We start from the raw sequence: 17,247 nt of genomic DNA on the forward strand, positions 1-17,247 counted from the left end.
GGTGAGGGCTGCGGCATGCCGTAGAAGTCGCCGGTGTCGAGGAGGGTGATGCCGGCGTCGAGGGCCGCGTGGATCGTGGCGATCGACTCGGCGCGGTCAGCCTCCCCGTACAGCGCGGACATGCCCATGCAGCCGAGGCCCGGCCGGCAGGCGCGGAGGCGGGCGACCCCCAGCAGGCGGAGGCGGGCGCCGAGGCCCGGACGGCAGGCGCGGAGACGGGCGACCCCCAGCAGGCGGAGGCGGGCACCGAGGCGGGGACGGCAGGCGCGGAGGCGGGCACCGGCCCGGACGGCGGGCGCGGGCCGCGGCACGGACGGCGAAGGGCCCGGACCGCCGTGGCGGTCCGGGCCCTCGCGAAGGTGCGGCGATCAGGAGGCGGAGCCCTCCTGGGCCTGCTCCGCCCCGCCCTGGGCGCGCTCACGCATCTTGCGGAGCAGCTCCTGCTTCTGGTCGACGGCCGCCTTGCGGTCGGCGGTGCCGGCGGGGCCGTTGCCCTGCCCGCCGGCGCGGGACAGCTTCTTGCGCTGTCCGCCGACGCCGAGGAGGTTGTTGCGGCTCTTGGCCATGGGGTTCTCCCATCGGGGTGAGAAGTGACTGGTGATTCGTCCGGCGCGGGCGGCGAGGCCGCCGCGCTCTCACTCGTAGATCTGGAAGAACGAAGACATGCGCCGAAGGTAGCGCGACCCCCGCCCCCGGGGCATCCGAATTTTCCCCGGGACACCCGAACGACGGATGACGGCTGACAGATATTGAAATCTGTCAGCCGTCATGTCATCGTGGAGAGCGAACGGCACGGCAACCGACACGTCCTCGGGAGACCCTCATGACCTCCTCCGCCACCCAGCTCCCCCGTCCCGTCCGCGCCCTCGGCACCACGGGCCCCCAGGTCTCCGCCCTCGGCCTCGGCTGCATGGGCATGTCCGCGCTGTACGGGGAGGCTGACCGCGCCGAGTCGATCGCCACGATCCACGCGGCCCTCGACGCCGGCATCACCCTCCTCGACACCGGCGACTTCTACGGCATGGGCCACAACGAGCTCCTGATCAACGAGGCCCTGCGCACCGCCTCCCGCGCCGCCCGGGAACAGGCGGTCGTCAGCGTGAAGTTCGGCGCGCTGCGCACCGTCGAGGGCGGCTTCACCGGATACGACGGCCGCCCCGCCGCGGTGAAGAACTTCGCCGCCTACAGCCTGCAGCGCCTCGGCACCGACCACATCGACGTCTACCGGATCGCCCGCGTCGACCCGGACGTGCCGATCGAGGAGACCGTCGGCGCCATCGCCGAGCTGGTGGAGGCGGGGCACGTCCGCCACATCGGGCTGTCGGAGGTCGGCGCGGACACCATCCGCAGAGCCGCGGCCACCGCCCCCGTGGCCGACCTCCAGATCGAGTACTCCCTGCTCTCGCGCGGCATCGAGGAGACGATCCTGCCCACGGTCCGGGAGCTCGGCATCGGCGTGACGGCGTACGGGGTGCTCTCGCGCGGTCTCATCAGCGGGCACTTCACCCGCGACCGCGAGCTCACCCCGGGCGACTTCCGCGGCATGAGTCCCCGCTTCCAGGGCGACAACCTCCACCGCAATCTCGATCTGGTCGACCGGCTGCGCGCCGTGGCGGAGGGCAAGGGCGTCAGCACCGCGCAGGCGGCCATCGCCTGGGTGCTCAGCCGGGGCACGGACATCGTGCCGCTCATCGGCGCCCGCACCCGTGCCCGCCTGGAGGAGGCGCTCGGCGCGCTGGACGTCGCCCTCACCGCGGACGACCTCGCCGCGATCGAACGGGCCGTCCCCGCGGGCTCGGCGGCCGGCGCCCGGTACCCGGAAGCCCAGATGGCCCACCTGGACAGCGAGCACTGATCCTTGGGTACGGTCGCGGGAGCCGTGACCACCGAAAGGCAGCGCAGACGCCATGACGCCCGAAGCCCTCACCCCCGAGCGCATCCTCGAAGCCACCGAGGAAGTGCTGCGCCGTTACGGCCCGGCGAAGGCGACGGTGGTCGACGTGGCGCGCGCGCTCGGCGTCAGCCACGGCAGCGTCTACCGCCACTTCCGCACCAAGGCGGAGCTGCGGGAGGCGGTGACCCACCGCTGGCTCGGCCGGACCGAGGGAGCTCTGGAGGAGCTGACCGCCGCCCCCGGCCCCGCGCCCGAGAAGCTGCGCGAATGGCTTGCGACCCTCTTCGAGGCCAAGCGGCACAAGGCGGGCGACGACCCCGAGCTGTTCGCGACGTACAACGTGCTCATCGACGAGAGCAGCGGGGTCGTGGACCGGCATCTGACCGTGCTGGAGGAGCAGGTGCGGCGGATCGTCGAGGAGGGTGTGGCGTCCGGCGAGTTCACGGCCCCCGACCCCGCGGCGTCGGCGCGGGCCGTGTTCGCCGCCACCGCGCGCTTCCACGACCCGGCCCACGCGCCCGGCTGGCGCTCGCCCACCGCGGACGCCGAGTTCGACGAGGTGGTGGGTCTGCTGCTGCGCGGCCTGCGCCCCTGAGCCGAGCGCCCAGCCGGGTGCCCGGCACGCCGGAGCCCCCGGTCCGACACGAGGTCGGCCGGGGGCTCCGGCGTCCGCGGCGCGGGTGTCAGCAGCCGAGCAGGCGGCTGCCGAGGTAGCCCTGGATCTGGTCCAGGGAGACGCGTTCCTGCTTCATCGAGTCACGCTCGCGCACGGTGACCGCGTTGTCGTCGAGGGTGTCGAAGTCGACGGTGACGCAGTAGGGCGTGCCGATCTCGTCCTGGCGGCGGTAGCGGCGGCCGATGGCGCCGGCGTCGTCGAACTCGATGTTCCAGTTCTGCCGGAGGTCGGCGGCGAGGCCCTTGGCCTTCGGCGAGAGCTGCGCGTTGCGGCTCAGCGGCAGGACGGCGACCTTGACCGGCGCGAGGCGCGGGTCGAGACGCATCACGGCGCGCTTCTCCATGACGCCCTTGGCGTTGGGCGCCTCGTCCTCGTTGTAGGCGTCGAGCAGGAAGGCCAGCATCGTGCGGCCGACACCGGCCGCCGGCTCGATGACGTACGGGATCCAGCGCTCGCCGGCGTCCTGGTCGAAGTACGACAGGTCGGTGCCGGACGCCTTGGAGTGCGCGCCCAGGTCGTAGTCGGTGCGGTTGGCGACGCCCTCGAGCTCGCCCCACTCGCTGCCGCCGAACTGGAAGCGGTACTCGATGTCCGCGGTGCGCTTGGAGTAGTGGGAGAGCTTCTCCTTCGGGTGCTCGAACCAGCGCATGTTCTCCTCACGCAGGCCGAGGCCCGTGTACCAGTTCCAGCGCTGCTCCATCCAGTACTCGTGCCACTGCTCGTCCTCGCCGGGCTTGACGAAGAACTCCATCTCCATCTGCTCGAACTCGCGGGTGCGGAAGATGAAGTTGCCGGGCGTGATCTCGTTGCGGAAGGACTTGCCCATCTGCGCGATGCCGAAGGGCGGCTTCTTGCGCGAGGTCTGATGCACCTGGCCGAAGTTGGTGAAGATGCCCTGGGCGGTCTCCGGACGCAGGTAGGCGACGGAGCCGGAGTCCTGGGTCGGGCCGAGGTGGGTGGAGAGCAGGCCGGAGAACTGCTTGGGCTCGGTGAAGGTGCCCTTGTTGCCGCAGTTGGGGCAGTTGAGGCCGGCGAGGCCGTTCTCGGGGAGGCGGCCGTGCTTCTCCTCGTACGCCTCCTCCAGGTGGTCGGCGCGGTAGCGCTTGTGACAGGAGGTGCACTCGGTCAGCGGGTCCGTGAAGGTGGCGACGTGACCGGAGGCCTCCCAGACCTCGGTGGCCAGGATCACCGACGAGTCGATACCGACGACGTCCTCGCGCGAGGTGACCATGTAGCGCCACCACTGGCGCTTGATGTTCTCCTTGAGCTCGACACCCAGCGGCCCGTAGTCCCAGGCGGCACGCTGACCGCCGTAGATCTCACTGCAGGGGTAGACAAAGCCACGGCGCTTGCTCAGGTTGACGATGGTGTCGATCTTGTCGGCGGCCACGGTGCTCTCTTCAGTACGACGGCGAACGGAGAATGATTCAGATTACCGGCGGCCGCACCCCCCGGATCAAATCGGATCCGGTCCGGACCGGGGTGACGCAGGCGGCACCGAGGTTTATTGACAATCGTTTCCGTTTTTGTTGAAAATGACTGTCATGAACGTACGACGCCTCATACCCACCACCGCCGTCGCCGGAGCCGTCGGGCTCGGCCTGATGGCCGTTACCGCGTGCTCCACCTCCGACGCCGCTGAGCGCACGGACGACGGCAGGCTGAAGGTCGTGGCGTCGTTCTACCCCATGCAGTATCTCGCCGAGCGGATAGGCGGCGCCAACGTCTCGGTGACCACGCTCACCAAGCCCGGCGTGGAGCCGCACGACCTGGACCTCAAGCCCCGCCAGACCGCCGAGCTGAACGACTCCGGGTTCATCCTCTACCTCAAGGGCGTGCAGCCGGCCATCGACAAGGCCATCGGGCAGGCCACCGTCGAGCACAAGGTCGACGCGGCCGAGCTGACCACGATGGAGAGCTTCGGCGACGGGGGCGGCCACGACCACTCCCACGAGGAGGGCGAGCCCTCCCACGACGAGGGCGACGCCCACGGTCACGAGGAGGGCCACGACGAGGCCGGGGCGGAGGCCGGGCACGAGGGCCACGACCATGCGGCCGAGGGCGGCGCCGACCCGCACATCTGGCTCGACCCCTCGAAGTACGCGGAGGTCGCCAAGGGCGTCGGCAGCCGGATGGAGGAGGCCGACCCCGACCACGCCGCGGAGTACAAGAAGAACACCGAGGCCCTGGTCGCCGAGCTGACCGCCCTGGACAAGGACTTCGAGCAGGGTCTGAAGAACTCCTCCACGCGGACGTTCATCACCACCCACTCCGCCTTCGGCTACCTCGCCGAGCGCTACGGCCTGGAGCAGGAGGGCATCTCGGGCATCGCCCCCGAGTCCGAGCCCAGCCCGGCCCGGATCAAGGAACTCCAGACGATCGCGGAGAAGGACAAGGTCACGACCGTCTTCTTCGAGACCCTCGCCAGCGACCGGACCGCGAAGACCCTCGCGAAGGACACCGGCCTGAAGACGGACGTCCTCGACCCCCTGGAGGGAATCACGGACACGTCCCGGGGCGATGACTACGTCGAGGTCATGCGCTCGAACCTCGCCGCGCTGCAGAAGGCCCTCGGCGCGAAGTGACGCAATCAGACGAGAGGCGGCCCGCCATGAGCACCGAGCCGGTCATTTCCGTCCGCGGAGCCCGCGCCACGCTCGGCTCCCGGCCCGTCCTGCGCGGCATCGACCTCACCGTCCGCCGCGGGGAGGTGGTGGCCCTGCTCGGCGCCAACGGCTCCGGCAAGTCCACCGCCGTCCGTTCCGCGATCGGCCAGGTGCCGCTCGACGAGGGGCGGGTGGAGCTGTTCGGCACCGAGCTGAAGCGTTTCCGCCAGTGGCGTCGCGTCGGCTACGTGCCCCAGCGCACCACCGCCGCGAGCGGAGTGCCGGCGACCGTGCGCGAGGTCGTGGCCTCCGGCCGTCTCTCGCGTGCCCCCTTCGGCCTGCCCTCGCGCGCCGACCGGGCGGCCGTGATGCGTGCCGTGGAGCTGGTCGGCCTCGCCGACCGCGCCAAGGACCCGGTCGGCGCCCTCTCCGGCGGCCAGCACCAGCGGGTGCTGATCGCCCGGGCGCTGGCGTCCGAGCCGGAACTGCTGATCATGGACGAGCCGATGGCCGGCGTGGACCTGGCCAGCCAGGAGGTGCTGGCGGGGACGCTGCGCGAGCAGGTCGCCGCCGGCACGACCGTGCTGCTGGTGCTGCACGAGCTGGGCCCGCTGGAGCCGCTGATCGACCGCGCGGTGGTGCTGCGCGACGGCTGCGTCGTCCACGACGGCCCGCCCCCGGAGGCCGTCGGCCAGCACGCGCTGCCCGGCCACGACCACGTACATCCGCACGCGGCCGACGAGCCGCTCCGCACGGGACTGCTGACATGATCGAGATGCTCCAATCCCCGTTCATGCAGCGGGCACTGATCGCGGCCCTGCTGGTCGGCATCACGGCGCCCGCCGTCGGCGTCTACCTGGTGCAGCGCCGGCAGGCGCTGATGGGCGACGGCATCGGCCATGTCGCGATGACCGGTGTCGGTCTCGGCTTCCTGATGTCGGCCAACCCCATCTGGATGGCGACCCTGGTCTCGGTGCTCGGCGCCGTGCTCATGGAGCTCATCCGCACCTACGGGCGCACCCGGGGCGACATCGCGCTGGCGATGCTGTTCTACGGCGGCATGGCGGGCGGCGTCCTGCTGATCGAGCTGTCCGACTCCGGCTCCACCGCGAACCTGACCAGCTACCTCTTCGGCTCGCTCTCCACGGTCTCCGACGGGGACGTCACGGCGATCGTGCTGCTCGCCGCCTTCGTGGTGGCGGTCTCCCTCGGTCTGCGGCGGCAGCTCTTCGCCGTCAGCCAGGACGAGGAGTTCGCCCGGGTCACCGGTCTGCCGGTGCGGGCGCTGAACCTGCTGATCGCGGTCACGGCCGCGGTCACGGTGAGCGTCGCCATGCGCGTCGTCGGCCTGCTGCTCGTCAGCGCGCTGATGGTGGTCCCGGTGGCCGCGGCGCAGCAGCTCGCGCGCTCCTTCAGGGCCACCTACGCCCTGGCGGTCACCATCGGCGTCGTCGTCGCGCTGACCGGCACGACCACGTCCTATTTCCAGGACGTGCCCCCGGGAGCGACCATTGTGATGCTGGCCATCGGCGTCTTCGTCCTGCTGACCGCACTGGCCGCGCCGCTCGCCCGCCGCCGGGCGCGTGCCGTGGAGGCGGGCGCCGCGGGCGGGCCCGACTGCGCGGCCCCGATGCCGGGCAGTCGACGTCCGAACGACGACGTCAAGGTCTGAACGGCGCGCGGCGCCGGACGGGCGCCGCGCACCTGCGGTACGGAACGCGTCCGTGCGGGGGCCTGGCAGAATGGCCCGACACATGTGCGGGCGAGGCAAGGAGGCTCCAGTGACCACGGCGCCAACCGGCGGGAACACCGCCCCGGTGCGAGGCCGGTCCACCCGGCAGCGTGCCGCGGTCGCGGCGGCGCTCGACGAGGTGGACGAGTTCCGCAGCGCCCAGGAGCTGCACGACATGCTCAAGCACCGCGGTGACTCGGTCGGCCTGACCACGGTGTACCGCACCCTCCAGTCGCTCGCCGACGCGGGCGAGGTGGATGTGCTGCGCACCAGCGAGGGCGAGTCCGTCTACCGGCGCTGCTCCACCGACGACCACCACCATCACCTGGTGTGCCGGCTGTGCGGCAAGGCCGTCGAGGTCGAGGGTCCCGCGGTCGAGCAGTGGGCCGAGACCATCGCCGCCCAGCACGGCTATGTGAACGTGGCGCACACGGTGGAGATCTTCGGCACCTGCGCGGAGTGTGCCGCGAAGCCCGCCTGATCCCCCCGACGGTCCCGCCCCGGTCGCCTCCGCGACCGGGGCGCCGTCGTACCGGAGCCGCGTCGGACCGGGGGGCGTCGAAACGGGGGGCGTCGAAACGGAGCTGCCTCACGCCGAGCGGGACACCCCGTCCCGGGTGTCAGACGCGTTCGATGTGAGCGTCGAGCAGGGTGCGCAGGCGGTCGGCGCCGTCCGGGGCGGTGGCGCCGCGCTTGGGCAGCGTCAGCATCCCGGCGCCGTGCTTGTCCCCGGTGAGCAGCACGAAGACGGTGTCGGTCTCGGTGTACCGGGTGTACATGCCCCAGCGGTGGGTGGTGTCGGTGTCACGGGAAACCAGCCGGACGCCCTCGGCCGTCGCCACGGCCCGGAACGGCCCCTGCCGGGACGCGACGGTGTGGACCTGGCGGGCCTGGAGGAAGTGCACGACCGGGGTGAGGCCGAAACCGATGACCAGGAACATGGCCGGCGGCAGCAGTTCCGTGAACACGGGGTCCCCGAGGGCCGTCCCGACCAGCCAGACGGCGCCGCCGACGCCGGCGGCACGCAGCAGCCACCGTGTGCGGCGGCCCGAGGGGGTGGCGCCCAGGCGCCCGTTGAGGGAGTCCGCGAGGTCGGCGACGGTCACCTCGTAGGCGAATTCCACCGCCGTCCCCGCACCGGGCTCCCCGGCGGGGGCCGTCGCGGCGTCGCCGGCGGCCGTGAGGGGGCCGGTGCCCGGGTCCGGCTCGCCGTGCGGGCCCGTGCGGGGACTCTCGTCCGCGCCGGGCCGATCATGTGTATCCGTCATGGGCCGTGATCGTAGCGGCCGGCCGGGACGGCCCGGCCGGCCACCGCGGGGCGGCCCGGCTCAGCCGGCGGGGGTGTCCGGCCGGCCCTGCATCGCGGCGATCTCCTCGTTGGGGATCGCACCGCCGAACCGGCGGTCCCGCTGGGCGTATTCGAGGCAGGCGCGCCACAGGTCGCGGCGGTCGAAGTCCGGCCACAGCACGTCCTGGAACACCATCTCGGCGTAACTGCTCTGCCAGATCAGGTAGTTGGAGGTACGCATCTCGCCGCTGGGGCGCAGGAAGAGATCCACGTCCGGCATGTCCGGGTAGTACAGGTACTTCTGGAAGGTCTTCTCGTTGACCTTGCCCGGGTCCAGCCTGCCGGCCGCGACGTCCCGCGCGATGGCCTGCGCGGCGTCCGCGACCTCCGCCCGGCCGCCGTAGTTGACGCAGAAGTAGAGCGTCATGGCGTCGTTGTCGACGGTCTGCTCCTGCGCGACCTGGAGCTCCTGGACCACGGACTTCCACATCTTGGGCATCCGGCCCACCCAGCGGATGCGGATGCCGAGCTCGTCCATCTCGTCGCGGCGGCGGCGGATGACGTCCCGGTTGAAGTTCATGAGGAAACGGACCTCGTCGGGCGAGCGCTTCCAGTTCTCCGTGGAGAAGGCGTAGAGGGAGAGGTTCTTGACGCCCATCTCCAGGCAGCCCTTGAGCACGTCGAGGACGACGCCCTCGCCGACCTTGTGGCCCTCGGTGCGCGGCAGGCCGCGGTCCTTCGCCCAGCGGCCGTTGCCGTCCATGACGCAGGCCACGTGGTTCGGCACGAGCTCGGACGGGATCCGGGGCGGACGGGCGCCGGAGGGGTGCGGCTCGGGGACCTTGTACTCGCGGCGGGACCGCCCCAGGATTCCGCGTCGTGCCATGCGGCTCACAACTCCTCGTCAGCTACTTCTCTACGTACCGGAGCGAGCGCAGACCACGCTCCAGGTGCCAGTGCAGATACGCGGACACCAGCCCGCTGCCCTCCCTGACGTGACGCGCCTCGCACGCGTCCGCCGTCGGCCAGTCGCCCGTGAGCAGCGCGCTCAGGAGGGCGATGGCCTCCGCAGAGGGTACGACGCTGCCGGGCACCCGGCAGTCACCGCATATGGCGCCGCCCGCGGCCACGGAGAAGAACCGGTTCGGGCCGGGCAGCCCGCAGCGGGCGCAGTCGTCGAAGCTGGGCGCGTAGCCGTTGACGGCCAGCGAGCGCAGCAGGAAGGCGTCGAGGACGAGGTTCGGCGCGTGCTCGCCCCGCGCTAGGGTGCGCAGAGCGCCGACGAGCAGCAGGTACTGCTGCACCGCCGGTTCGCCCTCGTGGTCGGTGAAGCGTTCGGCGGTCTCCAGCATGGCGGTGCCGGCCGTGTACCGTGCGTAGTCGGTGACGATGCCGCCGCCGTACGGGGCGATGGTCTCCGACTGGGTGCACAGCGGCAGGCCGCGCCCCACGAGCTCGCTGCCGCGCGCGAAGAACTGCACGTCGACGTGGGAGAACGGTTCCAGCCGCGCCCCGAACTTGGACTTGGTGCGCCGCACTCCGCGCGCCACCGCCCGCACGCGGCCGTGACCGCGGGTGAGCAGCGTGATGATGCGGTCCGCCTCACCCAGCTTCTGGGTGCGCAGCACGACACCGTCGTCACGGAAGAGGCTCATGCGCCCATTCTCCCGTACCGCGGGGGCCGGGCCGGTCCCGGTCCGCGATTCCCCGCCACCGGCGCCTCCGCTCGCCGGAGGATGCACGCCGCTTGCCGCCGAGGGCGGCGTGGACAGGGACGTTCTTCCGGAGAAGCGCATGCACCGCGGCGACCCGGGGAGACCGTGGAGCAAGGGGAGTCCGGGAGTGAACACCGCCGGCTTCCTGATCGCCACATCCGCCGCCGACCGTGTGCCGCTCGGGCGGACGGCGAATGTGCTGCTCGGGCGGACGGCGAACGAGTGGGACGAGCGGATCGCCGCCGGTCCGGTGGCCCTGTGCGACATCACCGAGCTCGAACTCCTCTGCCCGGCACGCGGATCCACCGGCCGCGAGCGGCTGGAACGCGAGCCGCGGACGCACCCCGGCGCATCCGTCACATCCCGCGGCTCCGGCTGCGGCTGCGGCTCCGGCTCCGGCCCCGGAAAAAGCGGTGCGGGTGCGGCCGGGGGCCGCTAGCGTCCGCGGACATGACACTTCCCCGGGAGCGGCCTCCCTTCAGCGCCGACGAGCGGACCCAGCTGACGGGCTGGTTCCGGCTGCAGCGCGAGATCGTCCACTACAAGTGCGAGGGCCTGACCGAAGAGGACGCGCACCGCGCGGTGCTGCCGTCGTCGCCGCTGATGACCGTGGCCGGGATCGTGTCCCATCTGCGCTGGACCGAGCAGACCTGGTTCGAGGTCCTGTTCCTCGGCCGCCCGGCCGACGGCCCGCAGTTCTCCGAGGACCCGGAGGACCTGGACATGCGGGTGGAGGGCGTGCCCCTCGCGCAGCTGCTCGACGACTACCGCAAGCAGTGCGCGGTCTCGGACGGGATCATCGCCGCCCACGGCCTCGACGAGGTGGGCCGGCACCCCGACTTCCGCTCGGCCGCGGCCTCGCTGCGCTGGATGGTGATCCACATGGTCGAGGAGACCGCCCGGCACGCCGGACACCTCGACGCCGTCCGCGAGCTGCTGGACGGCGAGAAGGGCTACTACTGACGGGGCTCGGGCCCCGGCCCCCGGGGGATCCCGGGACTCAGGTCACCTCGCCGCGGCTGCGGGCGTTCACATAGGCCGTCGTGGCGCTGATCCGTTCCGCCGCGGTGGCCGGGCGCACCTCGTCGGGGTCGCACTCCCACTCGCGCCCGCCGCCGACGGGTCTCAGTGCGACGAACGGACCGGTCGGCCCCATGAACCGGCCCACGCGTCCGGTGCGGGTGTCGACGACGTACGTACCGATGGGCAGGGTCATGGCGTGCGACCCCCTTCCCTGGGCAGAGCTGCCGCGATCAGACGGTCAGTCTCCACCGCGCGGCCCCCCGATACGGCGAGCGGATGCGGCGTGTCCCGGGTGATGAGGCCCTCCGGACGCCGCGCGCCGGCGCCGGGGAGGCGCTGCACGGCGGCCGGCAGGGGGTCACCCGACGACCCCATCAAGTGGATCTTTGAGTGGCCATAAGTCTGCCTTATGAGTCCATAGAAGGGGACCGGGTACAGACTTAGGCTTGCCTTTGTTTAGGGTTACCGACGAGCCAGTCGTCGCCGCTCGAAGGGAATCTGCCATGCCCCGCCCCCTGCGGGTAGCCATCGTCGGAGCCGGCCCCGCCGGAATCTACGCCGCCGATGCGCTGCTGAAGTCCGAGGTGGCAGCCGCCGACCCCGGCGTCTCCATCGATCTCTTCGAGCGCATGCCCGCGCCCTTCGGCCTGATCCGCTACGGCGTCGCCCCCGACCACCCGCGCATCAAGGGCATCATCACCGCCCTGCACCAGGTGCTCGACAAGCCGCAGATCCGGCTCTTCGGCAACGTGGACTACGGCACCGACATCACCCTCGACGACCTGCGCGCCTTCTACGACGCGGTGATCTTCTCCACCGGCGCGACGGCGGACCGGGCGCTCGACATCCCGGGCGTCGAGCTGGACGGCTCCCACGGCGCGGCCGACTTCGTCTCCTGGTACGACGGCCACCCGGACTGGCCCCGCACCTGGTCGCTGGAGGCCGAGAAGGTCGCCGTGCTCGGTGTCGGCAACGTCGCCCTCGACGTGGCCCGCATCCTCGCGAAGACCGCCGAGGAACTGCTGCCGACCGAGATCCCGCCGAACGTCCACGAGGGCCTGAAGGCCAACCGGGCCAAGGAGATCCACGTCTTCGGCCGGCGCGGCCCCGCGCAGGCGAAGTTCAGCCCGATGGAGCTCCGCGAGCTGGACCACTCCCCCACCATCGAGGTCATCGTCGACCCCGAGGACATCGACTACGACGCCGGCTCCATCGAGACCCGCCGCGGCAACAAGCAGGCGGACATGGTCGCGAAGACGCTGGAGAACTGGGCGATCCGCGACATCGGCGAGCGCCCGCACAAGCTGTTCCTGCACTTCTTCGAGTCCCCCACCGAGATCCTCGGCGAGGACGGCAAGGTCGTGGGCCTGCGCACCGAGCGCACCGCGCTCGACGGCACCGGCAACGTCAAGGGCACCGGCGAGTTCAAGGACTGGGACGTCACCGCCGTCTACCGCGCCGTGGGCTACCTCTCCGACGAGCTGCCGAAGCTCCCCTGGGACGTCGCCTCGGGCACCGTCCCCGACGAGGGCGGCCGGGTGATCGAGGAGTCCGGGGAGCACCTGGACTCCACGTACGTCACCGGCTGGATCCGCCGCGGTCCGGTCGGCCTCATCGGCCACACCAAGGGCGACGCCAACGAGACGGTCGCCAACCTGCTGGCCGACCACGCCGCCGGCCGCCTGCAGACCCCGGCCAGCCCGGAGCCGGACGCCGTGGAGGGCTTCCTCTCCGGCCGCGGCGTCCGCTGGACCACCTGGGAGGGCTGGTACAGGCTCGACGCCGCCGAGAAGGCGCTGGGCGAGCCCCAGGGCCGCGAGCGCGTGAAGATCGTCGAGCGCGAGGACATGCTCGAGGCGAGCGGCGCGTAAGGCTGTGGACCGGCGACGGGCCCGGCGGCGGAAGCCGCCGGGCCCGTCGCCGTGCGCCCGCTCAATCCGCGGCGCCCGGCGTGATCAGGCCCGACTCGTAAGCCACGATGACCAGTTGGGCGCGGTCACGGGCGGCGAGCTTGCCCATGATGCGGCTGACGTGGGTCTTGGCGGTGAGCGGGCTCAGGCCCAGGGACTCGGCGATCTCGGTGTTGTTGAGGCCGCGGGCGACGAGACGCAGGACCTGGCGTTCGCGGTCGGTGAGGTCGTCGGGGCCTCCGTTCGTGCGCGGCAGTCCGGGGGTGCTGAGGAAGCGGGCGATCAGCCGGGCGGTGGGGCCCGGGGAGAGCAGGGAGTCGCCCGCGGCTACCGTGCGGATCGCGGCCAGCAGTTCGGCCGGCCTGGTGTCCTTGACCAGGAAGCCCGAGGCGCCGGCGCGCAGCGCCTCGACGATGTGGTCGTCGGTGTCGTACGTCGTGAGCACGAGGACCTTCACTCCCGCCATGTCCTCGTCCGCGGCGATCAGGCGCGTCGCCTCGATGCCGTCGAGTTCGGGCATACGGATGTCCATCACGACGAGGTCCGCCCGTTCGGCGCGGGCGAGGGCGACGGCCTCGGCGCCCGTGCCCGCCTGGCCGACGACCTCCATGTCGCCGGCCGACTCGACGAGCATCGCGAAGGCCGCGCGGACGAGCGTCTGGTCGTCGGCGAGAAGGACACGGATCATGCGGGGACCTCCGACGGCTGGAGCGGCACACGGGTCATGCGGTGGCCTGCGACGGCTGGAGCGGAAGGAGTGCGGCGACCTCGTACCCGGGGTGCCCGGGGCGCGGGCCGGCCGTGAGGGTGCCGCCGACGCTGCGGGCCCGCTCGCGCATGCCGATGATGCCGAAGCCGCCGGCGGACTGCCCGGCCGGGCCCCGGCCGTCGTCGGTGACGGTGACGCGCAGGGCGTCCGCGAGGCGTTCCAGACGGACGTCGACGCGCACGCCCGTGCCCGCGTGACGGACCGCGTTGGTGAGGGACTCCTGGACGATGCGGTAGGCCGCGGCGGCGACCGCGGGCGGCAGCGGCCCGTCGCCGGTGCGCAGGTCGAGGCGGGCGCCGGCGGTGCGGACGAGGCCGGGCAGGGCGGCCAGGTCGGGCAGCGGGCCGTCGCACTCGGGGCCGTCGGCGCGCAACACCTCCAGGGTGGTGCGCAGTTCGCCGCGGGCGGTGCGGCAGGTCTCCGCGATGTCCTCCAGGGCCGCGGCGATCGCGGTGCGGTCGAGGCGCTCGGGATCGACGGTCAGGACGTGGGAGGCGACCGAGGTCTGGACGCCGATCAGCGTGATCGAGTGCGCGAGCAGATCGTGCAGATCGCGCGCGATCCGCAGGCGTTCCTCGGCGACCCGCCGTGCGGCCTCCTCCTCGCGGGTCCGCTCGGCCCGCTCGGCGCGGCCGACGACGGAGGCGATGTAGAGCCGGTAGACGCGGACGTCGACCCCGCAGACCAGGGCCGCGAGGATCCACCCGGAGGTGCGCAGCGACTCGAAGCCCTCGTGGGAGCCGAGGCTGAACATCACGGTGAGGGTGACGCCGACGATGCCGCAGCCGGCCAGGAGGGTGTGCAGCGGCCGGGCCGTGACGGCGTAGGTGTAGAGGGCGAGCAGCGAGGCGGGCACCGGAGCGGCATGGCTGTTGTCGAGGGCGTGGTACGGCACGACGGACGCCACCACCGCCAGCAGCACGAGACCGGGCCGTGAGCGGCGCCTCGCCAGCGGCAGGACGCAGCCGGCGAGCAGCACCCAGCCGAGCGGGCCGGGGCGGCGTCCGTCGTCGGCGAGCAGGGCGAGCGCGACGGACACCGCGCCGATCAGCGCGGTGAGGACCGCGTCGTTGCGCCTGCGGTGGGGGGCGGCGAGCGGGTCGCGGCTGATCGCGTTGAGCACCCGTTCCCCGATGCGGGGTGCGCCGGGTGGCGTTCCGTTGTCGTCCAGCTGTTCCACGGGCTCCATCCTCCGTCATGGGTGCGGCAGGTGCCCCGCCCGGGCGCGGGCGGGCACACCGCTCAGCCCGTGGACGCCGGTTCGCGGGCGGCGGCTCCGGCCGCCCCGGCGGGGCCGGGCGCGGCAGGTGGCCGGCGACGGCTCAACGGGCCCGGCCACCAGACCCGTTCACGCAGCAGCACGCTGACCGCGGTGACGAGGTAGGTGCGCACGAGGAAGGTGTCGAGCAGCACGCCGACCGCGACGAGGAAGCCCATCTCCACCAGCGGCACCAGCGGCAGGTTCATCAGCACGGTGAAGGTCGCCGCCAGCACGATGCCCGCCGAGGCGATGACTCCGCCGGTGGTGCGCAGCGCGGTCAGGGCGGCGGCGCGCGGGTCGGATCCGGCGAGGGACTCCTCGCGCATCCGGTGCATCAGGAAGATGCCGTAGTCGACGCCGAGCGCGACCAGGAACACGAACGACAGCAGCGGGATGCTGGGGTCGACGCCCCGGAAGCCGAGGAGCGGTTCGAAGACCAGGGCGCCGAGGCCGTTGACCGCCGCCCACACGGCGACGACGGCGACGGTGAGGATCAGCGGCGCGACCAGACTGCGGAGCAGGGCGACGAGGATCAGCAGGACCGCGCCGAGCACCAGCGGGATGACGACCCGCCGGTCGCGGGCGTCGGTCTCCGCGAGGTCCAGCTGCTGTGCGCCGGGGCCCCCGACATGGCTGCCGTCCAGATGCGCGCGCAGGGCCTCGATGGTCGCCGTCTCGCCCGGGGTCTCGGGCGCGTCCTTCGCGAAGACGGTGATCTCGCTCCACCCGCCGCCGGAGCGCCCGGCTTCGGCCCGCACGACGCCCTCGGTGGCGCGGGCACGCTCCAGTGCGGTGCCGGCGGTGTCCGAGGGGGCGACGACGGTGATGGGCCGGCTGCTCCGATCCGGGTACGCCTCGCCGAGGAGCGCCGTCGCCGACACCGACTCGGGGCGGTCGGTGAAGCTGTCCTCCTGGGCGAGGTCGCCCGGCTGGTTCAGGGTGCCGAGCACGAGCGCGCCGAGCACGAGCGCGCCGGCCGCCAGCACCACGCCGGGGCGCCGGCCCGCCGAGCCCCCCATGGCGGCGAACAGCGAGCGGCGGTGCGGTGCCTCGGTGCCGTGGACGGGGACGAGCGGCCAGAACACCCGGCGGCCCAGCAGCACGAGCACGGCGGGCAGCAGGGTGAGCATGGCCGCGAGGGCGCAGACCACGCCGACGGCGCCGACCGGGCCGAGGCCGCTCGCGCTGTTGAGGTCGGCGGCCAGCAGGCACAGCAGACCCGCGGCGACCGTTCCGGAGGAGGCGAGCACGGCGGGTCCGCAGCCGCGCAGGGCGGCGCGCATGGCGTCGTACGGGTGCGCGACGCGGCGGAGTTCCTCGCGGTAGCGGGCGACGAGGAGCAGGGCGTAGTCGGTGCCCGCGCCGAAGACGAGCACGGTCATGATGGCGGCGCTCTGGCTGGTGACGGTGAGGTCGAATCCTCGGACGAGCCCGTACACGAGGGCCTGCGAGGCGACGGCGGCGGCGCCGACGACGGCGAGCGGCACGAGCCACAGGAAGGGGCTGCGGTAGGTGATGATCAGCAGCACGGCGACGACGAGCACGGTGGCGATCATGAGGGTGCCGTCGATGGTCTCGAAGACCTTCTCCATGTCCGTCGCCAGCGCGCCGGGACCGCCGAGTTCGGCGCGCAGACCGCCGGTGCGGTCCGCCGCGAGCCGCTCGCGCACGTCGTCCACGAGGGCGATGCGGGCGTCGTTGTCGCTGCCGGGGGCGGTGGTCGTCAGGGGGTACATCAGGGTGGTCCCGTCCCGCGACGGGACGCCCTCGGCCGAAGCGGTGCCGAAGTCGTGGGCGCCGGTGATCTCCGCGAGCCGCCGCTCGGCGAGCGTCCGGTCGGCGGCGGTCAGCCCGCCGTCGCGGTGGTAGACGACGACCAGTTCGGTGGCCTCCCCGCCGGGCAGGGCCTGTCCGATCCTGGCGGCCCGGGTGGAGTCGGCGCTCGCGGGCAGGTAGTCGACCACGTTGTCCCGCTGCGCGTCCGCGAGCTTCCCGGCGAAGGGCAGGGCGAGTGCGATGACGGCGACCCACAGCAGCACGACGGCCCAGGGCAGGGCGCGCCGGCCGCCGGGACGGGCGGGCGGTTTCACCGGCGGTGTCGCGCCGGCGGGCGGTTCGGGCCCCATGGGTGTCTCCCCTTCGTACGGGCGTCCGGTGACGGAATGCGTCACCAGCGTCCCGTCGCGGGGGCGCCGCCCGCGTCGCGCGGGAGGGCGAGATGCCGGGTACTCCCGGGGGCGGCACGGCGGCGCCGGTACTCCGCGGGGAGTACGGGCGGCGGCTCCGGCCGCCCGCGAACCGGCGTCCACGGGCTGAGCGGTGTGCCCGCCCGCGCCCGGGCGGGGCACCTGCCGCACCCATGACGGAGGATGG

At 72.7% G+C, this 17,247-nt stretch carries 18 protein-coding genes and 1 pseudogene; 9 read left to right on the plus strand and 10 right to left on the minus strand.

Features of this window, described 5'->3' with window-relative positions; all coding sequences use genetic code 11:
- Nucleotides 1-26 precede the first annotated feature (26 nt).
- Nucleotides 27-128: pseudogene (locus tag EAO77_RS41215) on the minus strand (aldo/keto reductase); the annotation flags it as partial.
- Between the two features lie 240 nt (nucleotides 129-368).
- Nucleotides 369-566, minus strand: coding sequence for a DUF6243 family protein (locus tag EAO77_RS01745; protein ID WP_147986364.1), 198 nt, complete (start codon nucleotides 564-566; stop codon nucleotides 369-371).
- Between the two features lie 257 nt (nucleotides 567-823).
- Between EAO77_RS01745 and EAO77_RS01750 the strand changes: the two genes are divergently transcribed.
- A complete protein-coding gene (locus tag EAO77_RS01750) occupies nucleotides 824-1,855 on the plus strand; it encodes an aldo/keto reductase (RefSeq protein ID WP_147986365.1) in 1,032 nt (343 codons plus the stop codon).
- A gap of 52 nt (nucleotides 1,856-1,907) precedes the next feature.
- On the plus strand, nucleotides 1,908-2,489 hold the full coding sequence (locus EAO77_RS01755) for a TetR/AcrR family transcriptional regulator (RefSeq protein ID WP_147986366.1): 582 nt from the start codon (nucleotides 1,908-1,910) through the stop codon (nucleotides 2,487-2,489).
- Nucleotides 2,490-2,577: 88 nt separating this feature from the next.
- Here the strand turns inward: EAO77_RS01755 and EAO77_RS01760 are convergent, their stop codons facing one another.
- Entirely contained in the window at nucleotides 2,578-3,960 is a 1,383-nt protein-coding gene (locus EAO77_RS01760) for a glycine--tRNA ligase (RefSeq protein ID WP_147986367.1), read from the minus strand.
- A gap of 154 nt (nucleotides 3,961-4,114) precedes the next feature.
- On the opposite strand from EAO77_RS01760, the gene EAO77_RS01765 reads away from it, so the two are divergent.
- The 4 genes from EAO77_RS01765 to EAO77_RS01780 all read left to right on the plus strand — a co-directional run bounded on the left by EAO77_RS01765 (nucleotide 4,115) and on the right by EAO77_RS01780 (nucleotide 7,389).
- Nucleotides 4,115-5,155, plus strand: coding sequence for a metal ABC transporter substrate-binding protein (locus EAO77_RS01765; protein ID WP_147986368.1), 1,041 nt, complete (start codon nucleotides 4,115-4,117; stop codon nucleotides 5,153-5,155).
- A gap of 26 nt (nucleotides 5,156-5,181) precedes the next feature.
- Nucleotides 5,182-5,946 carry a metal ABC transporter ATP-binding protein gene (locus tag EAO77_RS01770; RefSeq protein ID WP_147986369.1) on the plus strand — a complete coding sequence of 255 codons (765 nt, stop codon included), beginning with the start codon at nucleotides 5,182-5,184 and terminating at the stop codon, nucleotides 5,944-5,946.
- Complete coding sequence (locus tag EAO77_RS01775; RefSeq protein ID WP_147986370.1) at nucleotides 5,943-6,848, plus strand: metal ABC transporter permease; 906 nt, start codon at nucleotides 5,943-5,945, stop codon at nucleotides 6,846-6,848. Before EAO77_RS01770 ends, EAO77_RS01775 begins: the two co-directional genes overlap by 4 nt.
- 109 nt (nucleotides 6,849-6,957) lie before the next feature.
- Complete coding sequence (locus EAO77_RS01780; protein ID WP_147986371.1) at nucleotides 6,958-7,389, plus strand: Fur family transcriptional regulator; 432 nt, start codon at nucleotides 6,958-6,960, stop codon at nucleotides 7,387-7,389.
- Between the two features lie 139 nt (nucleotides 7,390-7,528).
- Here EAO77_RS01780 and EAO77_RS01785 read toward each other — a convergent pair whose 3' ends face one another.
- From EAO77_RS01785 to recO, 3 genes are read right to left on the minus strand one after another with little or no spacing between them, the layout of a single operon-like run.
- On the minus strand, nucleotides 7,529-8,176 hold the full coding sequence (locus tag EAO77_RS01785) for a YcxB family protein (RefSeq protein ID WP_147986372.1): 648 nt from the start codon (nucleotides 8,174-8,176) through the stop codon (nucleotides 7,529-7,531).
- 60 nt (nucleotides 8,177-8,236) lie between these two features.
- On the minus strand, nucleotides 8,237-9,082 hold the full coding sequence (locus tag EAO77_RS01790) for an isoprenyl transferase (RefSeq protein ID WP_147986373.1): 846 nt from the start codon (nucleotides 9,080-9,082) through the stop codon (nucleotides 8,237-8,239).
- Between the two features lie 22 nt (nucleotides 9,083-9,104).
- Nucleotides 9,105-9,851, minus strand: coding sequence for a DNA repair protein RecO (gene recO, locus EAO77_RS01795; RefSeq protein ID WP_147986374.1), 747 nt, complete (start codon nucleotides 9,849-9,851; stop codon nucleotides 9,105-9,107).
- Between the two features lie 187 nt (nucleotides 9,852-10,038).
- Here recO and EAO77_RS01800 point away from each other — a divergent pair, with 187 nt between their 5' ends.
- The gene (locus EAO77_RS01800; RefSeq protein WP_147986375.1) at nucleotides 10,039-10,350 is read left to right on the plus strand and encodes a PIN domain nuclease; all 312 of its coding nucleotides are present in this window, start codon (nucleotides 10,039-10,041) and stop codon (nucleotides 10,348-10,350) included.
- An 11-nt stretch (nucleotides 10,351-10,361) separates the two neighbouring features.
- Nucleotides 10,362-10,874, plus strand: coding sequence for a DinB family protein (locus EAO77_RS01805; protein ID WP_147986376.1), 513 nt, complete (start codon nucleotides 10,362-10,364; stop codon nucleotides 10,872-10,874).
- A 37-nt stretch (nucleotides 10,875-10,911) separates the two neighbouring features.
- On the opposite strand, the gene EAO77_RS01810 is transcribed toward EAO77_RS01805, so the two are convergent.
- Entirely contained in the window at nucleotides 10,912-11,127 is a 216-nt protein-coding gene (locus EAO77_RS01810; RefSeq protein WP_147986377.1) for a hypothetical protein, read from the minus strand.
- Between the two features lie 310 nt (nucleotides 11,128-11,437).
- Between EAO77_RS01810 and EAO77_RS01815 the strand changes: the two genes are divergently transcribed.
- Nucleotides 11,438-12,805: an FAD-dependent oxidoreductase gene (locus tag EAO77_RS01815; RefSeq protein ID WP_147986378.1), complete on the plus strand. Its 1,368-nt coding sequence runs from the start codon at nucleotides 11,438-11,440 to the stop codon at nucleotides 12,803-12,805.
- A gap of 61 nt (nucleotides 12,806-12,866) precedes the next feature.
- On the opposite strand, the gene EAO77_RS01820 is transcribed toward EAO77_RS01815, so the two are convergent.
- Genes EAO77_RS01820 through EAO77_RS01830 form a run of 3 tightly spaced genes read right to left on the minus strand, consistent with a single transcriptional unit; the run spans nucleotide 12,867 to nucleotide 17,000 of the window.
- Nucleotides 12,867-13,532, minus strand: coding sequence for a response regulator transcription factor (locus tag EAO77_RS01820; RefSeq protein WP_147986379.1), 666 nt, complete (start codon nucleotides 13,530-13,532; stop codon nucleotides 12,867-12,869).
- Between the two features lie 34 nt (nucleotides 13,533-13,566).
- Nucleotides 13,567-14,802 carry a sensor histidine kinase gene (locus EAO77_RS01825; protein ID WP_147986380.1) on the minus strand — a complete coding sequence of 412 codons (1,236 nt, stop codon included), beginning with the start codon at nucleotides 14,800-14,802 and terminating at the stop codon, nucleotides 13,567-13,569.
- Between the two features lie 53 nt (nucleotides 14,803-14,855).
- A complete protein-coding gene (locus tag EAO77_RS01830) occupies nucleotides 14,856-17,000 on the minus strand; it encodes an MMPL family transporter (RefSeq protein WP_147986381.1) in 2,145 nt (714 codons plus the stop codon).
- Nucleotides 17,001-17,247: the final 247 nt, after the last annotated feature.

This window comes from Streptomyces sp. T39, assembly GCF_008042045.1.
Taxonomy (GTDB): domain Bacteria; phylum Actinomycetota; class Actinomycetes; order Streptomycetales; family Streptomycetaceae; genus Streptomyces.